Raw genomic sequence first — 19,097 nt, 5'->3', positions numbered from 1 at the left:
GTAAATTCAATGCGTTAACAGAGCCGTGAACAATCGAGTGGGAATGAAGCATGGAAACGGCGGCGGTAGCGTAGTTTCGGTGACGACTTTCGCTATCGAAAATTGTTTTCGTATCCGTATCTCACTTTCGCTGAACTCGCCTTCTCCATATCAGATCAGGCAAGCCCGATCTGCACCCATGGCTCTTATGAATCAAAGACCTCTCAAAACAAAGACCTCTCAAAAAGAGAGAGGCACAGCGTAGAACGGTGTGCCCAAAGGCGGATCTGTTCCGCGCCTCGTCATCCTTGGAGCGATGTCCGTGGGTAAGAGCATGAAACTTCCGGGCGCAGGCGGGTCCTCATCACGCTCCTCCACGTTCCACCCCGCCAGGCTTGTATCCGGCGTGCGCTCGATCGATCTCCGCCGCCCGATCCGGGCGGCTGTGGCCCTATGTTCAACTATTAACTGTTCCGCCAAGTTGGATGTTGACCCTTCCCCGTAATGAGAGTTAATAATCTCCTAATATAAGGGGCGTCTAAAGTTCGTGGCCAATAACCACGAGTTGGACGATGTAACTTGGGTAGGGAACGCAGCGCGACGACCAGTGTCGCCGGGCCGACCAGCATCGAGTCAATATCCGTCCGGGAATAGCCAGCTTAGGCGGCTGTTCTAAGCGCGGCGGTGTGTCTGGATGACGGCGACAATTCATTACCTGCCCGGATTCGCACGACTGTTCTTCGGCTGGAAGCAGCCGGCCGTTCAGTACTGTCAATGAAGCAGATGGTTGGGCATCTGTTTTTATACAAATAAGGGGGGTTGAAAATGGCTACTCAGGTCACCGGTGCCGGCGGCACAACGACGTCGTTCTCCAATACACCGCAGGCGAAGGATGACCTGTTCACTTATTCGGAAGACACCACAGGTGTCCTAATCCTGAATGTAATGTCCAACGATCTCGGCGGAAACGCCAAGACCCTCTGGTCGGTCGATAACGGTATCAACACGTCAGGCGCGATGGGTGGATATGTCGCCGGTGATTTGTTGACTCAGGATTTGGGGCGCACTGAAGGTATCAGCCCCGACACAAGTTTAAACGGCGCAAAGATTTGGATCACGGCCGACGGACGCGTGGGATACGATGCGGCGACCTTGTCAGCCGCTTTCAAGGCGCAGCTGCAGGGCTTGAATGCGGGACAATATCTAACTGACACCTTCATCTACTCGATCCAACTCGGCAATGGAACGCTCAGTTGGGCAACCGCTACGGTGCAATTCGCCGGCACCAATGACGCGGCCGTCATTACTGGCACGATCAGCGGCACGGTCATCGAGGCCGGCGGCGTGGCCAATGCCATTGCCGGGACGCCGACGGTGAGCGGCACGCTGACCGACACCGACGTCGACAACACGCCCAATACGTTCCAGGCGGTCGCGGCTGGAACCGCGGGCGATCACGGCTACGGGACCTACCAGATGACCGCGGGGGGTGTCTGGACCTTTACGCTCAACAACAACAATGCGGCAGTGCAGGCCCTTAACGTCGGCCAGAACCTCACTGAGACCTTTACCGTCCACACACAGGATGGCACTGCGCAGGTTGTCACCGTCACGATCCAGGGCACCAACGATGCCGCGGTGATCTCCGGCACCTCAAGCGGCACGGTCATCGAGGCCGGCGGCGTGGCCAATGCCATTGCCGGGACGCCGACGGTGAGCGGCACGCTGACCGACACCGACGTCGACAACACGCCCAATACGTTCCAGGCGGTCGCGGCTGGAACCGCGGGCGATCACGGCTACGGGACCTACCAGATGACCGCGGGGGGTGTCTGGACCTTTACGCTCAACAACAACAATGCGGCAGTGCAGGCCCTTAACGTCGGCCAGAACCTCACTGAGACCTTTACCGTCCACACACAGGATGGCACTGCGCAGGTTGTCACCGTCACCATCCAGGGCACCAACGACGCTGCCGTGATCTCCGGCACCTCGAGCGGCACGGTCGTCGAGGCCGGCGGCGTGGGCAACGCCATTGCCGGGACGCCGACGGCGAGCGGCACGCTGACCGACACCGACGTCGACAACACGCCCAACGCCTTCACGGGGGTTGGCGCCGGGGCGGCCACCGACCATGGCTACGGCACCTTTGAAATGACGGCCGGTGGCGTGTGGACCTACACGCTCGACAACGGCAAGGCCGCCGTCCAGGCGCTCAATGTCGGCGGCACGCTGACCGACACCTTCACCGTGACCACCATCGACGGCACGCCCCAGGTGGTGACCGTCACGATCCAGGGCACCAACGACGCTGCCGTGATCTCCGGCACCTCGAGCGGCACGGTCGTCGAGGCCGGCGGCGTGGGCAACGCCATTGCCGGGACGCCGACGGCGAGCGGCACGCTGACCGACACCGACGCCGACAACACGCCCAATACGTTCCAGGCGGTCGCGGCCGGAGCCGCGAGTGATAATGGCTACGGCACCTACCAGATGACCACGGGTGGTGTCTGGACCTTCACGCTCAACAACAACAATGCCACGGTTCAGGCCCTCAATGTCGGCCAGCATCTCACTGAGACCTTTACCGTCCACACACTGGACGGCACCGCCCAGGTGGTGACCGTCACCATCCACGGCACCAATGATGCGGCCGTCATCTCCGGCACCACGAGCGGCAGCGTGACCGAAGCCGGCGGCGTGGCCAACGCCATTCCCGGCACCCCGACCGCCAGCAGCGATCTCAACGACAGCGACGTCGACAACACGCCCGACACCTGGCAGACGGCGGCCGCCGGAACGGCCAGCACCGGCGGTCTCGGCACCTATCAGCTCGACAGCGACGGCCAGTGGACCTACACGCTCGACAACAGCAACGCCACGGTTCAGGCGCTCAATGTCGGCGACAGCACCACCGACACCTTCACCGCTCTGACCGCCGACGGCACCGCCCAGGTGGTGACCGTCACCATCCACGGCACCAATGATGCGGCCGTCATCTCCGGCACCACGAGCGGCAGCGTGACCGAAGCCGGCGGCGTGGCCAACGCCATTCCCGGCACCCCGACCGCCAGCGGCGATCTCAACGACAGCGACGTCGACAACACGCCCGACACCTGGCAGACGGCGGCCGCCGGAACGGCCAGCACCGGCGGTCTCGGCACCTATCAGCTCGACAGCGACGGCCAGTGGACCTACACGCTCGACAACAGCAACGCCACGGTTCAGGCGCTCAATGTCGGCGACAGCACCACCGACACCTTCACCGCTCTGACCGCCGACGGCACCGCCCAGGTGGTGACCGTCACCATCCACGGCACCAATGACGCGGCCGTCATCTCCGGCACCACGAGCGGCAGCGTGACCGAAGCCGGCGGCGTGGCCAACGCCATTCCCGGCACCCCGACCGCCAGCGGCGATCTCAACGACAGCGACGTCGACAACACGCCCGACACCTGGCAGACGGCGGCCGCCGGAACGGCCAGCACCGGCGGTCTCGGCACCTATCAGCTCGACAGCGACGGCCAGTGGACCTACACGCTCGACAACAGCAACGCCACGGTTCAGGCGCTCAATGTCGGCGACAGCACCACCGACACCTTCACCGCTCTGACCGCCGACGGCACCGCCCAGGTGGTGACCGTCACCATCCACGGCACCAATGATGCGGCCGTCATCTCCGGCACCACGAGCGGCAGCGTGACCGAAGCCGGCGGCGTGGCCAACGCCATTCCCGGCACCCCGACCGCCAGCGGCGATCTCAACGACAGCGACGTCGACAACACGCCCGACACCTGGCAGACGGCGGCCGCCGGAACGGCCAGCACCGGCGGTCTCGGCACCTATCAGCTCGACAGCGACGGCCAGTGGACCTACACGCTCGACAACAACAACGCCACGGTTCAGGCGCTCAATGTCGGCGACAGCACCACCGACACCTTCACCGCTCTGACCGCCGACGGCACCGCCCAGGTGGTGACCGTCACCATCCACGGCACCAATGATGCGGCCGTCATCTCCGGCACCACGAGCGGCAGCGTGACCGAAGCCGGCGGCGTGGCCAACGCCATTCCCGGCACCCCGACCGCCAGCGGCGATCTCAACGACAGCGACGTCGACAACACGCCCGACACCTGGCAGACGGCGGCCGCCGGAACGGCCAGCACCGGCGGTCTCGGCACCTATCAGCTCGACAGCGACGGCCAGTGGACCTACACGCTCGACAACAACAACGCCACGGTTCAGGCGCTCAATGTCGGCGACAGCACCACCGACACCTTCACCGCTCTGACCGCCGACGGCACCGCCCAGGTGGTGACCGTCACCATCCACGGCACCAATGACGCGGCCGTCATCTCCGGCACCACGAGCGGCAGCGTGACCGAAGCCGGCGGCGTGGCCAACGCCATTCCCGGCACCCCGACCGCCAGCGGCGATCTCAACGACAGCGACGTCGACAACACGCCCGACACCTGGCAGACGGCGGCCGCCGGAACGGCCAGCACCGGCGGTCTCGGCACCTATCAGCTCGACAGCGACGGCCAGTGGACCTACACGCTCGACAACAGCAACGCCACGGTTCAGGCGCTCAATGTCGGCGACAGCACCACCGACACCTTCACCGCTCTGACCGCCGACGGCACCGCCCAGGTGGTGACCGTCACCATCCACGGCACCAATGACGCGGCCGTCATCTCCGGCACCACGAGCGGCAGCGTGACCGAAGCCGGCGGCGTGGCCAACGCCATTCCCGGCACCCCGACCGCCAGCGGCGATCTCAACGACAGCGACGTCGACAACACGCCCGACACCTGGCAGACGGCGGCCGCCGGAACGGCCAGCACCGGCGGTCTCGGCACCTATCAGCTCGACAGCGACGGCCAGTGGACCTACACGCTCGACAACAGCAACGCCACGGTTCAGGCGCTCAATGTCGGCGACGGCACCACCGACACCTTCACCGCTCTGACCGCCGACGGCACCGCCCAGGTGGTGACCGTCACCATCCACGGCACCAATGATGCGGCCGTCATCTCCGGCACCACGAGCGGCAGCGTGACCGAAGCCGGCGGCGTGGCCAACGCCATTCCCGGCACCCCGACCGCCAGCGGCGATCTCAACGACAGCGACGTCGACAACACGCCCGACACCTGGCAGACGGCGGCCGCCGGAACGGCCAGCACCGGCGGTCTCGGCACCTATCAGCTCGACAGCGACGGCCAGTGGACCTACACGCTCGACAACAACAACGCCACGGTTCAGGCGCTCAATGTCGGCGACAGCACCACCGACACCTTCACCGCTCTGACCGCCGACGGCACCGCCCAGGTGGTGACCGTCACCATCCACGGCACCAATGACGCGGCCGTCATCTCCGGCACCACGAGCGGCAGCGTGACCGAAGCCGGCGGCGTGGCCAACGCCATTCCCGGCACCCCGACCGCCAGCGGCGATCTCAACGACAGCGACGTCGACAACACGCCCGACACCTGGCAGACGGCGGCCGCCGGAACGGCCAGCACCGGCGGTCTCGGCACCTATCAGCTCGACAGCGACGGCCAGTGGACCTACACGCTCGACAACAGCAACGCCACGGTTCAGGCGCTCAATGTCGGCGACGGCACCACCGACACCTTCACCGCTCTGACCGCCGACGGCACCGCCCAGGTGGTGACCGTCACCATCCACGGCACCAATGACGCGGCCGTCATCTCCGGCACCACGAGCGGCAGCGTGACCGAAGCCGGCGGCGTGGCCAACGCCATTCCCGGCACCCCGACCGCCAGCGGCGATCTCAACGACAGCGACGTCGACAACACGCCCGACACCTGGCAGACGGCGGCCGCCGGAACGGCCAGCACCGGCGGTCTCGGCACCTATCAGCTCGACAGCGACGGCCAGTGGACCTACACGCTCGACAACAGCAACGCCACGGTTCAGGCGCTCAATGTCGGCGACAGCACCACCGACACCTTCACCGCTCTGACCGCCGACGGCACCGCCCAGGTGGTGACCGTCACCATCCACGGCACCAATGACGCGGCCGTCATCTCCGGCACCACGAGCGGCAGCGTGACCGAAGCCGGCGGCGTGGCCAACGCCATTCCCGGCACCCCGACCGCCAGCGGCGATCTCAACGACAGCGACGTCGACAACACGCCCGACACCTGGCAGACGGCGGCCGCCGGAACGGCCAGCACCGGCGGTCTCGGCACCTATCAGCTCGACAGCGACGGCCAGTGGACCTACACGCTCGACAACAACAACGCCACGGTTCAGGCGCTCAATGTCGGCGACAGCACCACCGACACCTTCACCGCTCTGACCGCCGACGGCACCGCCCAGGTGGTGACCGTCACCATCCACGGCACCAATGATGCGGCCGTCATCTCCGGCACCACGAGCGGCAGCGTGACCGAAGCCGGCGGCGTGGCCAACGCCATTCCCGGCACCCCGACCGCCAGCGGCGATCTCAACGACAGCGACGTCGACAACACGCCCGACACCTGGCAGACGGCGGCCGCCGGAACGGCCAGCACCGGCGGTCTCGGCACCTATCAGCTCGACAGCGACGGCCAGTGGACCTACACGCTCGACAACAACAACGCCACGGTTCAGGCGCTCAATGTCGGCGACAGCACCACCGACACCTTCACCGCTCTGACCGCCGACGGCACCGCCCAGGTGGTGACCGTCACCATCCACGGCACCAATGACGCGGCCGTCATCTCCGGCACCACGAGCGGCAGCGTGACCGAAGCCGGCGGCGTGGCCAACGCCATTCCCGGCACCCCGACCGCCAGCGGCGATCTCAACGACAGCGACGTCGACAACACGCCCGACACCTGGCAGACGGCGGCCGCCGGAACGGCCAGCACCGGCGGTCTCGGCACCTATCAGCTCGACAGCGACGGCCAGTGGACCTACACGCTCGACAACAGCAACGCCACGGTTCAGGCGCTCAATGTCGGCGACAGCACCACCGACACCTTCACCGCTCTGACCGCCGACGGCACCGCCCAGGTGGTGACCGTCACCATCCACGGCACCAATGACGCGGCCGTCATCTCCGGCACCACGAGCGGCAGCGTGACCGAAGCCGGCGGCGTGGCCAACGCCATTCCCGGCACCCCGACCGCCAGCGGCGATCTCAACGACAGCGACGTCGACAACACGCCCGACACCTGGCAGACGGCGGCCGCCGGAACGGCCAGCACCGGCGGTCTCGGCACCTATCAGCTCGACAGCGACGGCCAGTGGACCTACACGCTCGACAACAGCAACGCCACGGTTCAGGCGCTCAATGTCGGCGACAGCACCACCGACACCTTCACCGCTCTGACCGCCGACGGCACCGCCCAGGTGGTGACCGTCACCATCCACGGCACCAATGACGCGGCCGTCATCTCCGGCACCACGAGCGGCAGCGTGACCGAAGCCGGCGGCGTGGCCAACGCCATTCCCGGCACCCCGACCGCCAGCGGCGATCTCAACGACAGCGACGTCGACAACACGCCCGACACCTGGCAGACGGCGGCCGCCGGAACGGCCAGCACCGGCGGTCTCGGCACCTATCAGCTCGACAGCGACGGCCAGTGGACCTACACGCTCGACAACAACAACGCCACGGTTCAGGCGCTCAATGTCGGCGACAGCACCACCGACACCTTCACCGCTCTGACCGCCGACGGCACCGCCCAGGTGGTGACCGTCACCATCCACGGCACCAATGACGCGGCCGTCATCTCCGGCACCACGAGCGGCAGCGTGACCGAAGCCGGCGGCGTGGCCAACGCCATTCCCGGCACCCCGACCGCCAGCGGCGATCTCAACGACAGCGACGTCGACAACACGCCCGACACCTGGCAGACGGCGGCCGCCGGAACGGCCAGCACCGGCGGTCTCGGCACCTATCAGCTCGACAGCGACGGCCAGTGGACCTACACGCTCGACAACAACAACGCCACGGTTCAGGCGCTCAATGTCGGCGACAGCACCACCGACACCTTCACCGCTCTGACCGCCGACGGCACCGCCCAGGTGGTGACCGTCACCATCCACGGCACCAATGACGCGGCCGTCATCTCCGGCACCACGAGCGGCAGCGTGACCGAAGCCGGCGGCGTGGCCAACGCCATTCCCGGCACCCCGACCGCCAGCGGCGATCTCAACGACAGCGACGTCGACAACACGCCCGACACCTGGCAGACGGCGGCCGCCGGAACGGCCAGCACCGGCGGTCTCGGCACCTATCAGCTCGACAGCGACGGCCAGTGGACCTACACGCTCGACAACAGCAACGCCACGGTTCAGGCGCTCAATGTCGGCGACAGCACCACCGACACCTTCACCGCTCTGACCGCCGACGGCACCGCCCAGGTGGTGACCGTCACCATCCACGGCACCAATGACGCGGCCGTCATCTCCGGCACCACGAGCGGCAGCGTGACCGAAGCCGGCGGCGTGGCCAACGCCATTCCCGGCACCCCGACCGCCAGCGGCGATCTCAACGACAGCGACGTCGACAACACGCCCGACACCTGGCAGACGGCGGCCGCCGGAACGGCCAGCACCGGCGGTCTCGGCACCTATCAGCTCGACAGCGACGGCCAGTGGACCTACACGCTCGACAACAGCAACGCCACGGTTCAGGCGCTCAATGTCGGCGACAGCACCACCGACACCTTCACCGCTCTGACCGCCGACGGCACCGCCCAGGTGGTGACCGTCACCATCCACGGCACCAATGATGCGGCCGTCATCTCCGGCACCACGAGCGGCAGCGTGACCGAAGCCGGCGGCGTGGCCAACGCCATTCCCGGCACCCCGACCGCCAGCGGCGATCTCAACGACAGCGACGTCGACAACACGCCCGACACCTGGCAGACGGCGGCCGCCGGAACGGCCAGCACCGGCGGTCTCGGCACCTATCAGCTCGACAGCGACGGCCAGTGGACCTACACGCTCGACAACAACAACGCCACGGTTCAGGCGCTCAATGTCGGCGACAGCACCACCGACACCTTCACCGCTCTGACCGCCGACGGCACCGCCCAGGTGGTGACCGTCACCATCCACGGCACCAATGACGCGGCCGTCATCTCCGGCACCACGAGCGGCAGCGTGACCGAAGCCGGCGGCGTGGCCAACGCCATTCCCGGCACCCCGACCGCCAGCGGCGATCTCAACGACAGCGACGTCGACAACACGCCCGACACCTGGCAGACGGCGGCCGCCGGAACGGCCAGCACCGGCGGTCTCGGCACCTATCAGCTCGACAGCGACGGCCAGTGGACCTACACGCTCGACAACAGCAACGCCACGGTTCAGGCGCTCAATGTCGGCGACAGCACCACCGACACCTTCACCGCTCTGACCGCCGACGGCACCGCCCAGGTGGTGACCGTCACCATCCACGGCACCAATGACGCGGCCGTCATCTCCGGCACCACGAGCGGCAGCGTGACCGAAGCCGGCGGCGTGGCCAACGCCATTCCCGGCACCCCGACCGCCAGCGGCGATCTCAACGACAGCGACGTCGACAACACGCCCGACACCTGGCAGACGGCGGCCGCCGGAACGGCCAGCACCGGCGGTCTCGGCACCTATCAGCTCGACAGCGACGGCCAGTGGACCTACACGCTCGACAACAACAACGCCACGGTTCAGGCGCTCAATGTCGGCGACAGCACCACCGACACCTTCACCGCTCTGACCGCCGACGGCACCGCCCAGGTGGTGACCGTCACCATCCACGGCACCAATGACGCGGCCGTCATCTCCGGCACCACGAGCGGCAGCGTGACCGAAGCCGGCGGCGTGGCCAACGCCATTCCCGGCACCCCGACCGCCAGCGGCGATCTCAACGACAGCGACGTCGACAACACGCCCGACACCTGGCAGACGGCGGCCGCCGGAACGGCCAGCACCGGCGGTCTCGGCACCTATCAGCTCGACAGCGACGGCCAGTGGACCTACACGCTCGACAACAACAACGCCACGGTTCAGGCGCTCAATGTCGGCGACAGCACCACCGACACCTTCACCGCTCTGACCGCCGACGGCACCGCCCAGGTGGTGACCGTCACCATCCACGGCACCAATGACGCGGCCGTCATCTCCGGCACCACGAGCGGCAGCGTGACCGAAGCCGGCGGCGTGGCCAACGCCATTCCCGGCACCCCGACCGCCAGCGGCGATCTCAACGACAGCGACGTCGACAACACGCCCGACACCTGGCAGACGGCGGCCGCCGGAACGGCCAGCACCGGCGGTCTCGGCACCTATCAGCTCGACAGCGACGGCCAGTGGACCTACACGCTCGACAACAGCAACGCCACGGTTCAGGCGCTCAATGTCGGCGACAGCACCACCGACACCTTCACCGCTCTGACCGCCGACGGCACCGCCCAGGTGGTGACCGTCACCATCCACGGCACCAATGATGCGGCCGTCATCTCCGGCACCACGAGCGGCAGCGTGACCGAAGCCGGCGGCGTGGCCAACGCCATTCCCGGCACCCCGACCGCCAGCGGCGATCTCAACGACAGCGACGTCGACAACACGCCCGACACCTGGCAGACGGCGGCCGCCGGAACGGCCAGCACCGGCGGTCTCGGCACCTATCAGCTCGACAGCGACGGCCAGTGGACCTACACGCTCGACAACAACAACGCCACGGTTCAGGCGCTCAATGTCGGCGACAGCACCACCGACACCTTCACCGCTCTGACCGCCGACGGCACCGCCCAGGTGGTGACCGTCACCATCCACGGCACCAATGACGCGGCCGTCATCTCCGGCACCACGAGCGGCAGCGTGACCGAAGCCGGCGGCGTGGCCAACGCCATTCCCGGCACCCCGACCGCCAGCGGCGATCTCAACGACAGCGACGTCGACAACACGCCCGACACCTGGCAGACGGCGGCCGCCGGAACGGCCAGCACCGGCGGTCTCGGCACCTATCAGCTCGACAGCGACGGCCAGTGGACCTACACGCTCGACAACAGCAACGCCACGGTTCAGGCGCTCAATGTCGGCGACAGCACCACCGACACCTTCACCGCTCTGACCGCCGACGGCACCGCCCAGGTGGTGACCGTCACCATCCACGGCACCAATGACGCGGCCGTCATCTCCGGCACCACGAGCGGCAGCGTGACCGAAGCCGGCGGCGTGGCCAACGCCATTCCCGGCACCCCGACCGCCAGCGGCGATCTCAACGACAGCGACGTCGACAACACGCCCGACACCTGGCAGACGGCGGCCGCCGGAACGGCCAGCACCGGCGGTCTCGGCACCTATCAGCTCGACAGCGACGGCCAGTGGACCTACACGCTCGACAACAGCAACGCCACGGTTCAGGCGCTCAATGTCGGCGACAGCACCACCGACACCTTCACCGCTCTGACCGCCGACGGCACCGCCCAGGTGGTGACCGTCACCATCCACGGCACCAATGACGCGGCCGTCATCTCCGGCACCACGAGCGGCAGCGTGACCGAAGCCGGCGGCGTGGCCAACGCCATTCCCGGCACCCCGACCGCCAGCGGCGATCTCAACGACAGCGACGTCGACAACACGCCCGACACCTGGCAGACGGCGGCCGCCGGAACGGCCAGCACCGGCGGTCTCGGCACCTATCAGCTCGACAGCGACGGCCAGTGGACCTACACGCTCGACAACAACAACGCCACGGTTCAGGCGCTCAATGTCGGCGACAGCACCACCGACACCTTCACCGCTCTGACCGCCGACGGCACCGCCCAGGTGGTGACCGTCACCATCCACGGCACCAATGACGCGGCCGTCATCTCCGGCACCACGAGCGGCAGCGTGACCGAAGCCGGCGGCGTGGCCAACGCCATTCCCGGCACCCCGACCGCCAGCGGCGATCTCAACGACAGCGACGTCGACAACACGCCCGACACCTGGCAGACGGCGGCCGCCGGAACGGCCAGCACCGGCGGTCTCGGCACCTATCAGCTCGACAGCGACGGCCAGTGGACCTACACGCTCGACAACAGCAACGCCACGGTTCAGGCGCTCAATGTCGGCGACAGCACCACCGACACCTTCACCGCTCTGACCGCCGACGGCACCGCCCAGGTGGTGACCGTCACCATCCACGGCACCAATGACGCGGCCGTCATCTCCGGCACCACGAGCGGCAGCGTGACCGAAGCCGGCGGCGTGGCCAACGCCATTCCCGGCACCCCGACCGCCAGCGGTGCGCTGACAGACACCGACGTCGACAACTCGCCCAATACGTTCCAGGCGGTCGCGGCCGGAGCCGCGAGTGATCATGGCTACGGTACCTACCAGATGACCACGGGTGGTGTCTGGACCTTCACGCTCAACAACAACAATGCCACGGTACAGGCTCTGAACGTCGGCCAGCACCTGACCGACACCTTCACCGTGACCACCATCGACGGCACGCCCCAGGTGGTGACCGTCACGATCAACGGCACCAACGATGCCGCGGTGATTTCGGGTGTCGTTACAGGCACGGTCATCGAGGCCGGCGGCGTCGGCAACGCCATCCCGGGGACGCCGACCGCCAGCGGTGCGCTGACAGACACCGACGTCGACAACACGCCCAATACGTTCCAGGCGGTCGCGGCCGGAGCCGCAAGCGACAATGGCTACGGCACCTACCAGATGACCACGGGTGGTGTCTGGACCTTCACGCTCAACAACAACAATGCGGCGGTCCAGGCGCTCAATGTCGGCCAGCATCTCACCGACACCTTCACCGTGACCACCATCGACGGCACGCCCCAGGTGGTGACCGTCACCATCAACGGCACCAACGACGCCGCGGTGATCTCCGGTGTCGTTACAGGCACGGTCGTCGAGGCCGGCGGCGTCGGCAACGCCATCCCGGGGACGCCGACCGCCAGCGGTGCGCTGACAGACACCGACGTCGACAACACGCCCAATACGTTCCAGGCAGTCGCGGCCGGAGCCGCGAGTGATAATGGCTACGGTACCTACCAGATGACCACGGGTGGTATCTGGACCTTTACGCTCAACAACAACAATGCGGCGGTCCAGGCCCTCAATGTCGGCCAGCATCTCACCGACACCTTCACCGTGACCACCATCGACGGCACGCCCCAGGTGGTGACCGTCACCATCAACGGCACCAACGACGCCGCGGTGATCTCCGGCACGAGCACGACCGCACTGACCGAGACCAATGCGGCGCAGAACACCGGCGGCACCCTGGTTGCCACCGATCCAGACAGCTCGAACGCCTTCGTGACGCAGACCAACGTGGCCGGCAGCAACGGCTACGGCACGTTCTCGATCGACGCTACGGGTCACTGGACCTACGCCATGAACACAGCCCATGACGAGTTCGTGGGCGGCACCGACTACACCGACAGCATCACGGTTGCGACTGCTGACGGCACCTCGCAGCTCATCACCGTCACCATCCACGGCACCAATGACGCGCCGGTAGTGGATCTGAATGGCGCTTCAGCTGGGCTCTCAACAACCCTGAGCTACACGACCGGGTCCGCCGCCACCGCCATCGCTCCTTCAGGGACGATAGTGGACATCGACTCCGCCGATTTCAACGGAGGCTCGTTGACTGTCGCGTTTACGGCAAACGGTACGTCAGCGGACCAGTTGACGATCCAGAACCAGGGTGTCGGCGCCGGCCAAATCGGCGTCACCGGCAGCAATGTCACCTATGCTGGCACGATCATCGGTACCTTCACCGGCGGCACGAACGGGTCGAACCTGGTCGTAACGTTCAATGCCAACGCCACCCCTGCGGCCGCGCAGGCCCTTGCCGATCACATCCTCTATTCGAACGCGACAAGCGCCACGATCGCCAAGACCGTCACCTATACATTGGTGGATGGTGATGGCACGGCCAATGGTGGGACGGACACCGGCACGGCCACGGCGACGATCAACGTAACGGGAAGCGATGTCACGCCTCCGAGCGTTTCGATCAGTCACGCGCTGAGCTCAAGCCAGCAACAGTCCACCTTCACTGTCCATGCGACGGATGCCAGCGGTATCCAGAGCGTCCAATTGTATGACAGCATCAACGGCGCCGCGCCCGTTCTCATCTATACCATGACTGCTGCAGAGCTGGCTGCTGGATTGGTGAGCGGCAACTATGTTCATACCTTTGATGACGGACCGGCTCCGTTCCTGGTCAGCAACTCTGTCCATCAGATAAGCGCAGTCGTCACCGACAGCAGCACAGCGCACAATTCCGCCACGGCCGTGGATAGTGTCACGTTCAAAACCAACGGTGGGGGCGGGAGCAGCACAAAATTCACGGCTCCCGCCGGCACGTCCGGCGAGCCCATCAATCTCGCCCTGACCGATCCATCACATGAAGGTGCGCTCATCACCGTCACGGTGAAGGACGTGCCTTCGGGCTGGACCATCGATGGTGCAACTCATAACGCTGACGGAAGCTGGACGACACAGACCAGCGACCTGCATGCGCTGACCGTCACCACACCGGCCAGTTTTACCGGGGCAGCCGTGCTCGATGTCCAGATGACCTGGACCAACGCCGACGGCACCGTGGGCACTGCGTCGATCGCCGACAATGTCGAGGCCTACGCGCCGGGTTCGCCGATCTTTGCCTGGTCCGGCGACGACGTGCTGACCGGCTCCCACGGCAACGATCTCTTCGTCTTCTCGCAGCCGATCGGCGCCGACACGGTGCACAATTTCGACGCGGCGGCCGATCAGATTGACCTTATCGGCTACAACGGATTGGCCGACTTTGCCGACCTCCAGACGCATATCGCCGACGATGCCAATGGCAATGCAGTGATAACGCTCGGCGACGGACAGTCGATCACGCTGGACGGCGTGCACTCGAGCGCGCTGACTGGAAGCAATTTCGTCTTCGACCAGACACCGGTAGTCAACAACTCCGGCACCATGACGATCGGCGACGGCGCTCTGCTGCCGCTGAGCGGCATAATCAACAACAGCGGCCTCATCTCGCTCGACTCGACCGGCGGCGATACGCTGCTGCAGGTCATCCAGCATGGCGTGACCCTGCAGGGTGGCGGGCAGATCCTGCTATCCGACAGCGCCACCAACATCATCTCCGGCACCGGGCCGGACGTCACTCTCGTCAATGTCGACAACACGATCTCCGGCGCCGGCCAGCTGGGCGGCGGCATGCTCAGCCTCGACAACAGGGGGACCATCAGCGCCTCCGGCTCGAACGCGCTGGTCATCGATACCGGGGGCAGCGTCGCCATCAACTCCGGAACGCTGGAAGCAACGGGTTCCGGCGGTCTGACGATCACCGGCGGCCTGGCGAATTCAGGCATGCTCTGGGCCAATGGCGGCAACATCGTCATCCACGGCCAGGTCACGGGCGACGGCGATGCCACGATCGGCAATCTGTCGAAGCTCGAGTTCGGCGGCGCCTCGTCGACGGACGTCATCTTCGGACACGATGCTGCCGGCACGCTGCAACTCGACGATTCCTTCGATTATAGCGGCCGGATCGGCGGCATTACCAATGATGACAGGCTGGATCTCCACGATATCTTGTTCGGTGCGGGAACGACGGCCGTTTATCAGGCAAACCAGGATGGCAGCGGCGGAACGCTGACCGTTTCGGATGGCACTCACGGCGCCGCGTTGCATCTGGTCGGCAGCTATGATGCGACCGCCTTCAAGCTTGCCGATGATGGCCAGGGCCATACCGTCGTTTCGTACAATCCGGCGGAATTCACGCTGACGGGTATCGGCAGCGGGGCGGTTTCAAGCGACTTGGTGATGTGAGTGAAAAGAGCCGCCGGCAGCGGCGGCTCCCCTGGCCTGACGAGTAACGAGTGGGGTTCTGGAATTGGATAGCAGGTCTCGAATTGTGAAGGATGCGCTTCGGGCATGCCGCCGCTATTTCTTGGTTGCGGCAGCATTCAGCCTCGCGATCAACCTGCTCTACCTGGCCTCCCCACTCTACATGCTGCAGATCTACGACCGGGTCGTCACCAGCGGCAGCGAAACCACGCTGGTGATGCTGACCCTGGTGTTGCTGGCCGCCTTTCTTTCGTTGGCCGGCCTCGATCTGATGCGCGCCTGGATCCTGACGCGTGCCAGCGCGCGGCTCGACCGGCTGCTGTCGGCAAAGATCCTCGCCGCGTCGGTCGAAACCCCATCGCCCGGCTCCTCGCCGAGCCAGCCTATCCGCGACTTCGACACGTTCAGGCAAGTCATCACCGGCAGCGGCATCCACGCCCTGTTCGACCTGCCATGGTCGCCCATCTACATCGGTATCATCTTCCTGCTGCATCCGTGGCTCGGCTTCTTCGCATTGGGCTGCTCATTGCTTTTGATCGCCATGGCGGTGCTCAACGAGTATCTCGTGCGCTCGCCGCTGAAGCAGGCAAACGAGCTGGCGACGAACAACTATAACTTTACCGAGATGAGCCTCAGGAACGCGGAAGTCGTTCGCGCCATGGGGATGATCGACGGTCTCATCCGCCGCTGGGGGCGCGACCGCAACCTGGCGCTGCGGCGCCAGGCGGAGGCAAGCGATCGTGCCGCGTTGATGTCGGGCCTTATCCGGTTCCTGCGGCTCACCATGCAGTCGCTGATCCTCGGCCTCGGCGCCTATCTGGTCATTGAACGGCAGATTACCGGCGGCACCATGTTCGCGGCGAGCCTCTTGCTCGGTCGGGGGCTGCAGCCTGTGGAACAGATCGTCGGGCTCTGGCGCAGCCTGGTCCTTGCGCGAGCGGCATTGACGAGGGTCGAGAAGCTGGTCGACGGACGTGCGCGCGACGAAAGATCGTTCAACCTGCCGAAGCCCAGCGGCAAGATCTCGGTCGAGCAGGTCAGCTTTGCGATCGCCAGCCAGCAGAAAGTGCTTCTCCGGGACGTATCGTTCCGGCTGGAGGCAGGCGAGGCTCTGGGAATCGTCGGCCCTTCGGGCGCGGGCAAGTCGACGCTGGCGCGTCATCTCGCGGGCGTCATGCAACCCAGCCGCGGGACCGTCAGGCTGGATGGGGCCGACCTGTCGCAATGGGGGCACGACGCGCTGGGCGACCACATCGGCTACTTGCCGCAGGATATCGAACTCTTCTCCGATACCGTCGCCGCCAACATCGGCCGCTTCAAGACCAATGTCGACCAGGAGGTGATTGAGGCCGCGCGGCTCGCCGGCGTGCACGAGATGATCATTCGACTGCCGCAGGGTTACGAGACCCAGATCGGCGAAGGCGGCGCAGTTCTTTCAGGAGGATACCGGCAACGGATCGCTCTTGCCAGGGCGGTATTCGGAATGCCGAAACTGATCATTCTAGACGAGCCCAGCTCCAATCTCGACGCCGATGGCGATCGCGCGCTGAGCGACTGCGCAATTGAGCTGAAGCGCCGCGGCAGCACGGTGATCATTGTCTCGCACCGGCCTTCTACCTTGGCGAATGTCGACAAGATCCTTCTGTTGCGCGATGGCGCCGTCGAGGCCTTCGGGATGAGAAACGAGATCGTGGCGCTGCTCAACCAGCGCGCGGCTCCCATCGCGGTGGCGACCCAATGAGCTGTGGCCGGAGAGATCGATGAGCGACGGCGTTCTTACCTACCGAAGCCTGCCTGGCGAGGCCGGTATCCTGGCCCCGGATTCGATTCGGTTGCCGGTCTATGTCGGTCTGCTGATCGTATTGGCCTTCTTCGGCATTTTCGGCGGCTGGGCGGCCTTTGCTCCGCTGAACGGCGCCGTGCTCGCCGACGCCATCGTCAAGGTGGAAGGCAATCGAAAAAGCGTACAGCACTTCGACGGTGGTACGGTGAAGGAGATCCGCGTCAAGGATGGCGACGTCGTCAGGAAGGGCGACATCATGCTGAAGCTGGACGACACCAGGGTTCGGTCCGAGTTCAACCTCTATGCACAGCAATATGCACTGTTGCGCGCAACCGATGCCAGGATCCGGGCCGAACTGGACGGCAGCGAGGTGGTTGCCTTTCCCAAAGACATTCTCAAAGAGCACGAGGACTATCTCAACGATGCAATGGCAAACCAGATCGCCGATCTGGAAAGCCAGCGTGCCTCGATGGCCGGCGCCAAACAGATACTCGAGCGGCGCATTGCCGAACTCGAGGAGCAGATACGGGGCAAGCAATCTCGGGTTGAATCCTACCAGGCCCAGCTGCAATCGACGATCGACGAGAAGGCCAGCCTGTCGAAGCTGCTCAAGGCCGGATTGACGACCCGCCCGCGCATCCTGGAACTGGAAAGGTCCGCCTCGGACCTGCAGGGCCTGATCGACGACAACCTCGGCGCAATCGGCGGCAGTCAGCAGAGCAAGGCCGAACTCGAGAGCCAGATCGCGCAATTGACCAATGAGCGCCGGGCCAAACTGTCGGCCATGCTGATCGATACGCAATCGAACCTTGCCGACCTCGTGCCCAAGATGTTTGCCGCCCAGGCTGCCGTGGACCGGGCCGAAGTGCGCGCGCCTTACGATGGCCAGGTGATGGATCTCAGTGTCTTCTCGATCGGTGCGATCGTGGCGCCGGGCCAGACCATTCTCGACATCGTTCCGACCGAGAATTCGCTGATCGTCCAGGCGCAGGTTCGCGTCGAGGATATATCAAACCTGCGACCCGACATGGCCGCCGAAGTTCGTTTTACATCCTACAAGCAGCGTTCGATACCCATAATCCATGGACGCGTCACCCGCATCTCGGCGGATCGAATCACCGACAGCAAGACCGGGTTTCCTTACTATCTTGCCGACGTGGCGGTCGATCCGGTGGAATTGGCCTCAGCCCCACAGATTGCTCTTTATCCGGGCATGCCGGCGTCCGTCATGATCGTTACCGAGGAACGCACAGCACTCGACTACATTCTGGGCCCGCTGGTTGTGTCGTTCCACTCCGCGTTTCGCCAGAAATAACGACATCGACAATCGATTGGCGATGCCCGAGTTTCGATGTCAGGCCTGTAACGGGCACGCGCCGGGGCCGGACGTCCATCTAGACAAGACCAGCCCCGCCGGGCTGTAGGCGTTGACGTGCTGACGATGAGGGGCTGACGGTGCTTTTCGAGGCCGCTTGACCGCGCCGTGGAACACCGCAAGGGTGCAAAATCGTCCGAATGGTCCCGGTAG

3 protein-coding genes are annotated in these 19,097 nt (G+C 65.5%); all 3 read left to right on the top strand.

The annotated features are described in order from the left end of the window. The first annotated feature begins 804 nt into the window (after positions 1 to 804). Positions 805 to 15,768 carry a beta strand repeat-containing protein gene (locus tag JG746_RS28105; protein WP_202355686.1) on the top strand — a complete coding sequence of 4,988 codons (14,964 nt, stop codon included), beginning with the start codon at positions 805 to 807 and terminating at the stop codon, positions 15,766 to 15,768. 64 nt (positions 15,769 to 15,832) lie between these two features. Further along, complete coding sequence (locus JG746_RS28100) at positions 15,833 to 17,527, top strand: type I secretion system permease/ATPase (RefSeq protein ID WP_202355685.1); 1,695 nt, start codon at positions 15,833 to 15,835, stop codon at positions 17,525 to 17,527. 19 nt (positions 17,528 to 17,546) lie between these two features. Continuing rightward, complete coding sequence (locus JG746_RS28095; RefSeq protein WP_202355684.1) at positions 17,547 to 18,884, top strand: HlyD family type I secretion periplasmic adaptor subunit; 1,338 nt, start codon at positions 17,547 to 17,549, stop codon at positions 18,882 to 18,884. Positions 18,885 to 19,097: the final 213 nt, after the last annotated feature.

Origin of the sequence: Mesorhizobium sp. 113-3-3 (genome assembly GCF_016756495.1) — a bacterium.
Lineage (GTDB): Bacteria > Pseudomonadota > Alphaproteobacteria > Rhizobiales > Rhizobiaceae > Mesorhizobium.
Note: the sequence above shows the minus strand (reverse complement) of the source record. Positions and strands in the feature narration are given on the sequence as shown.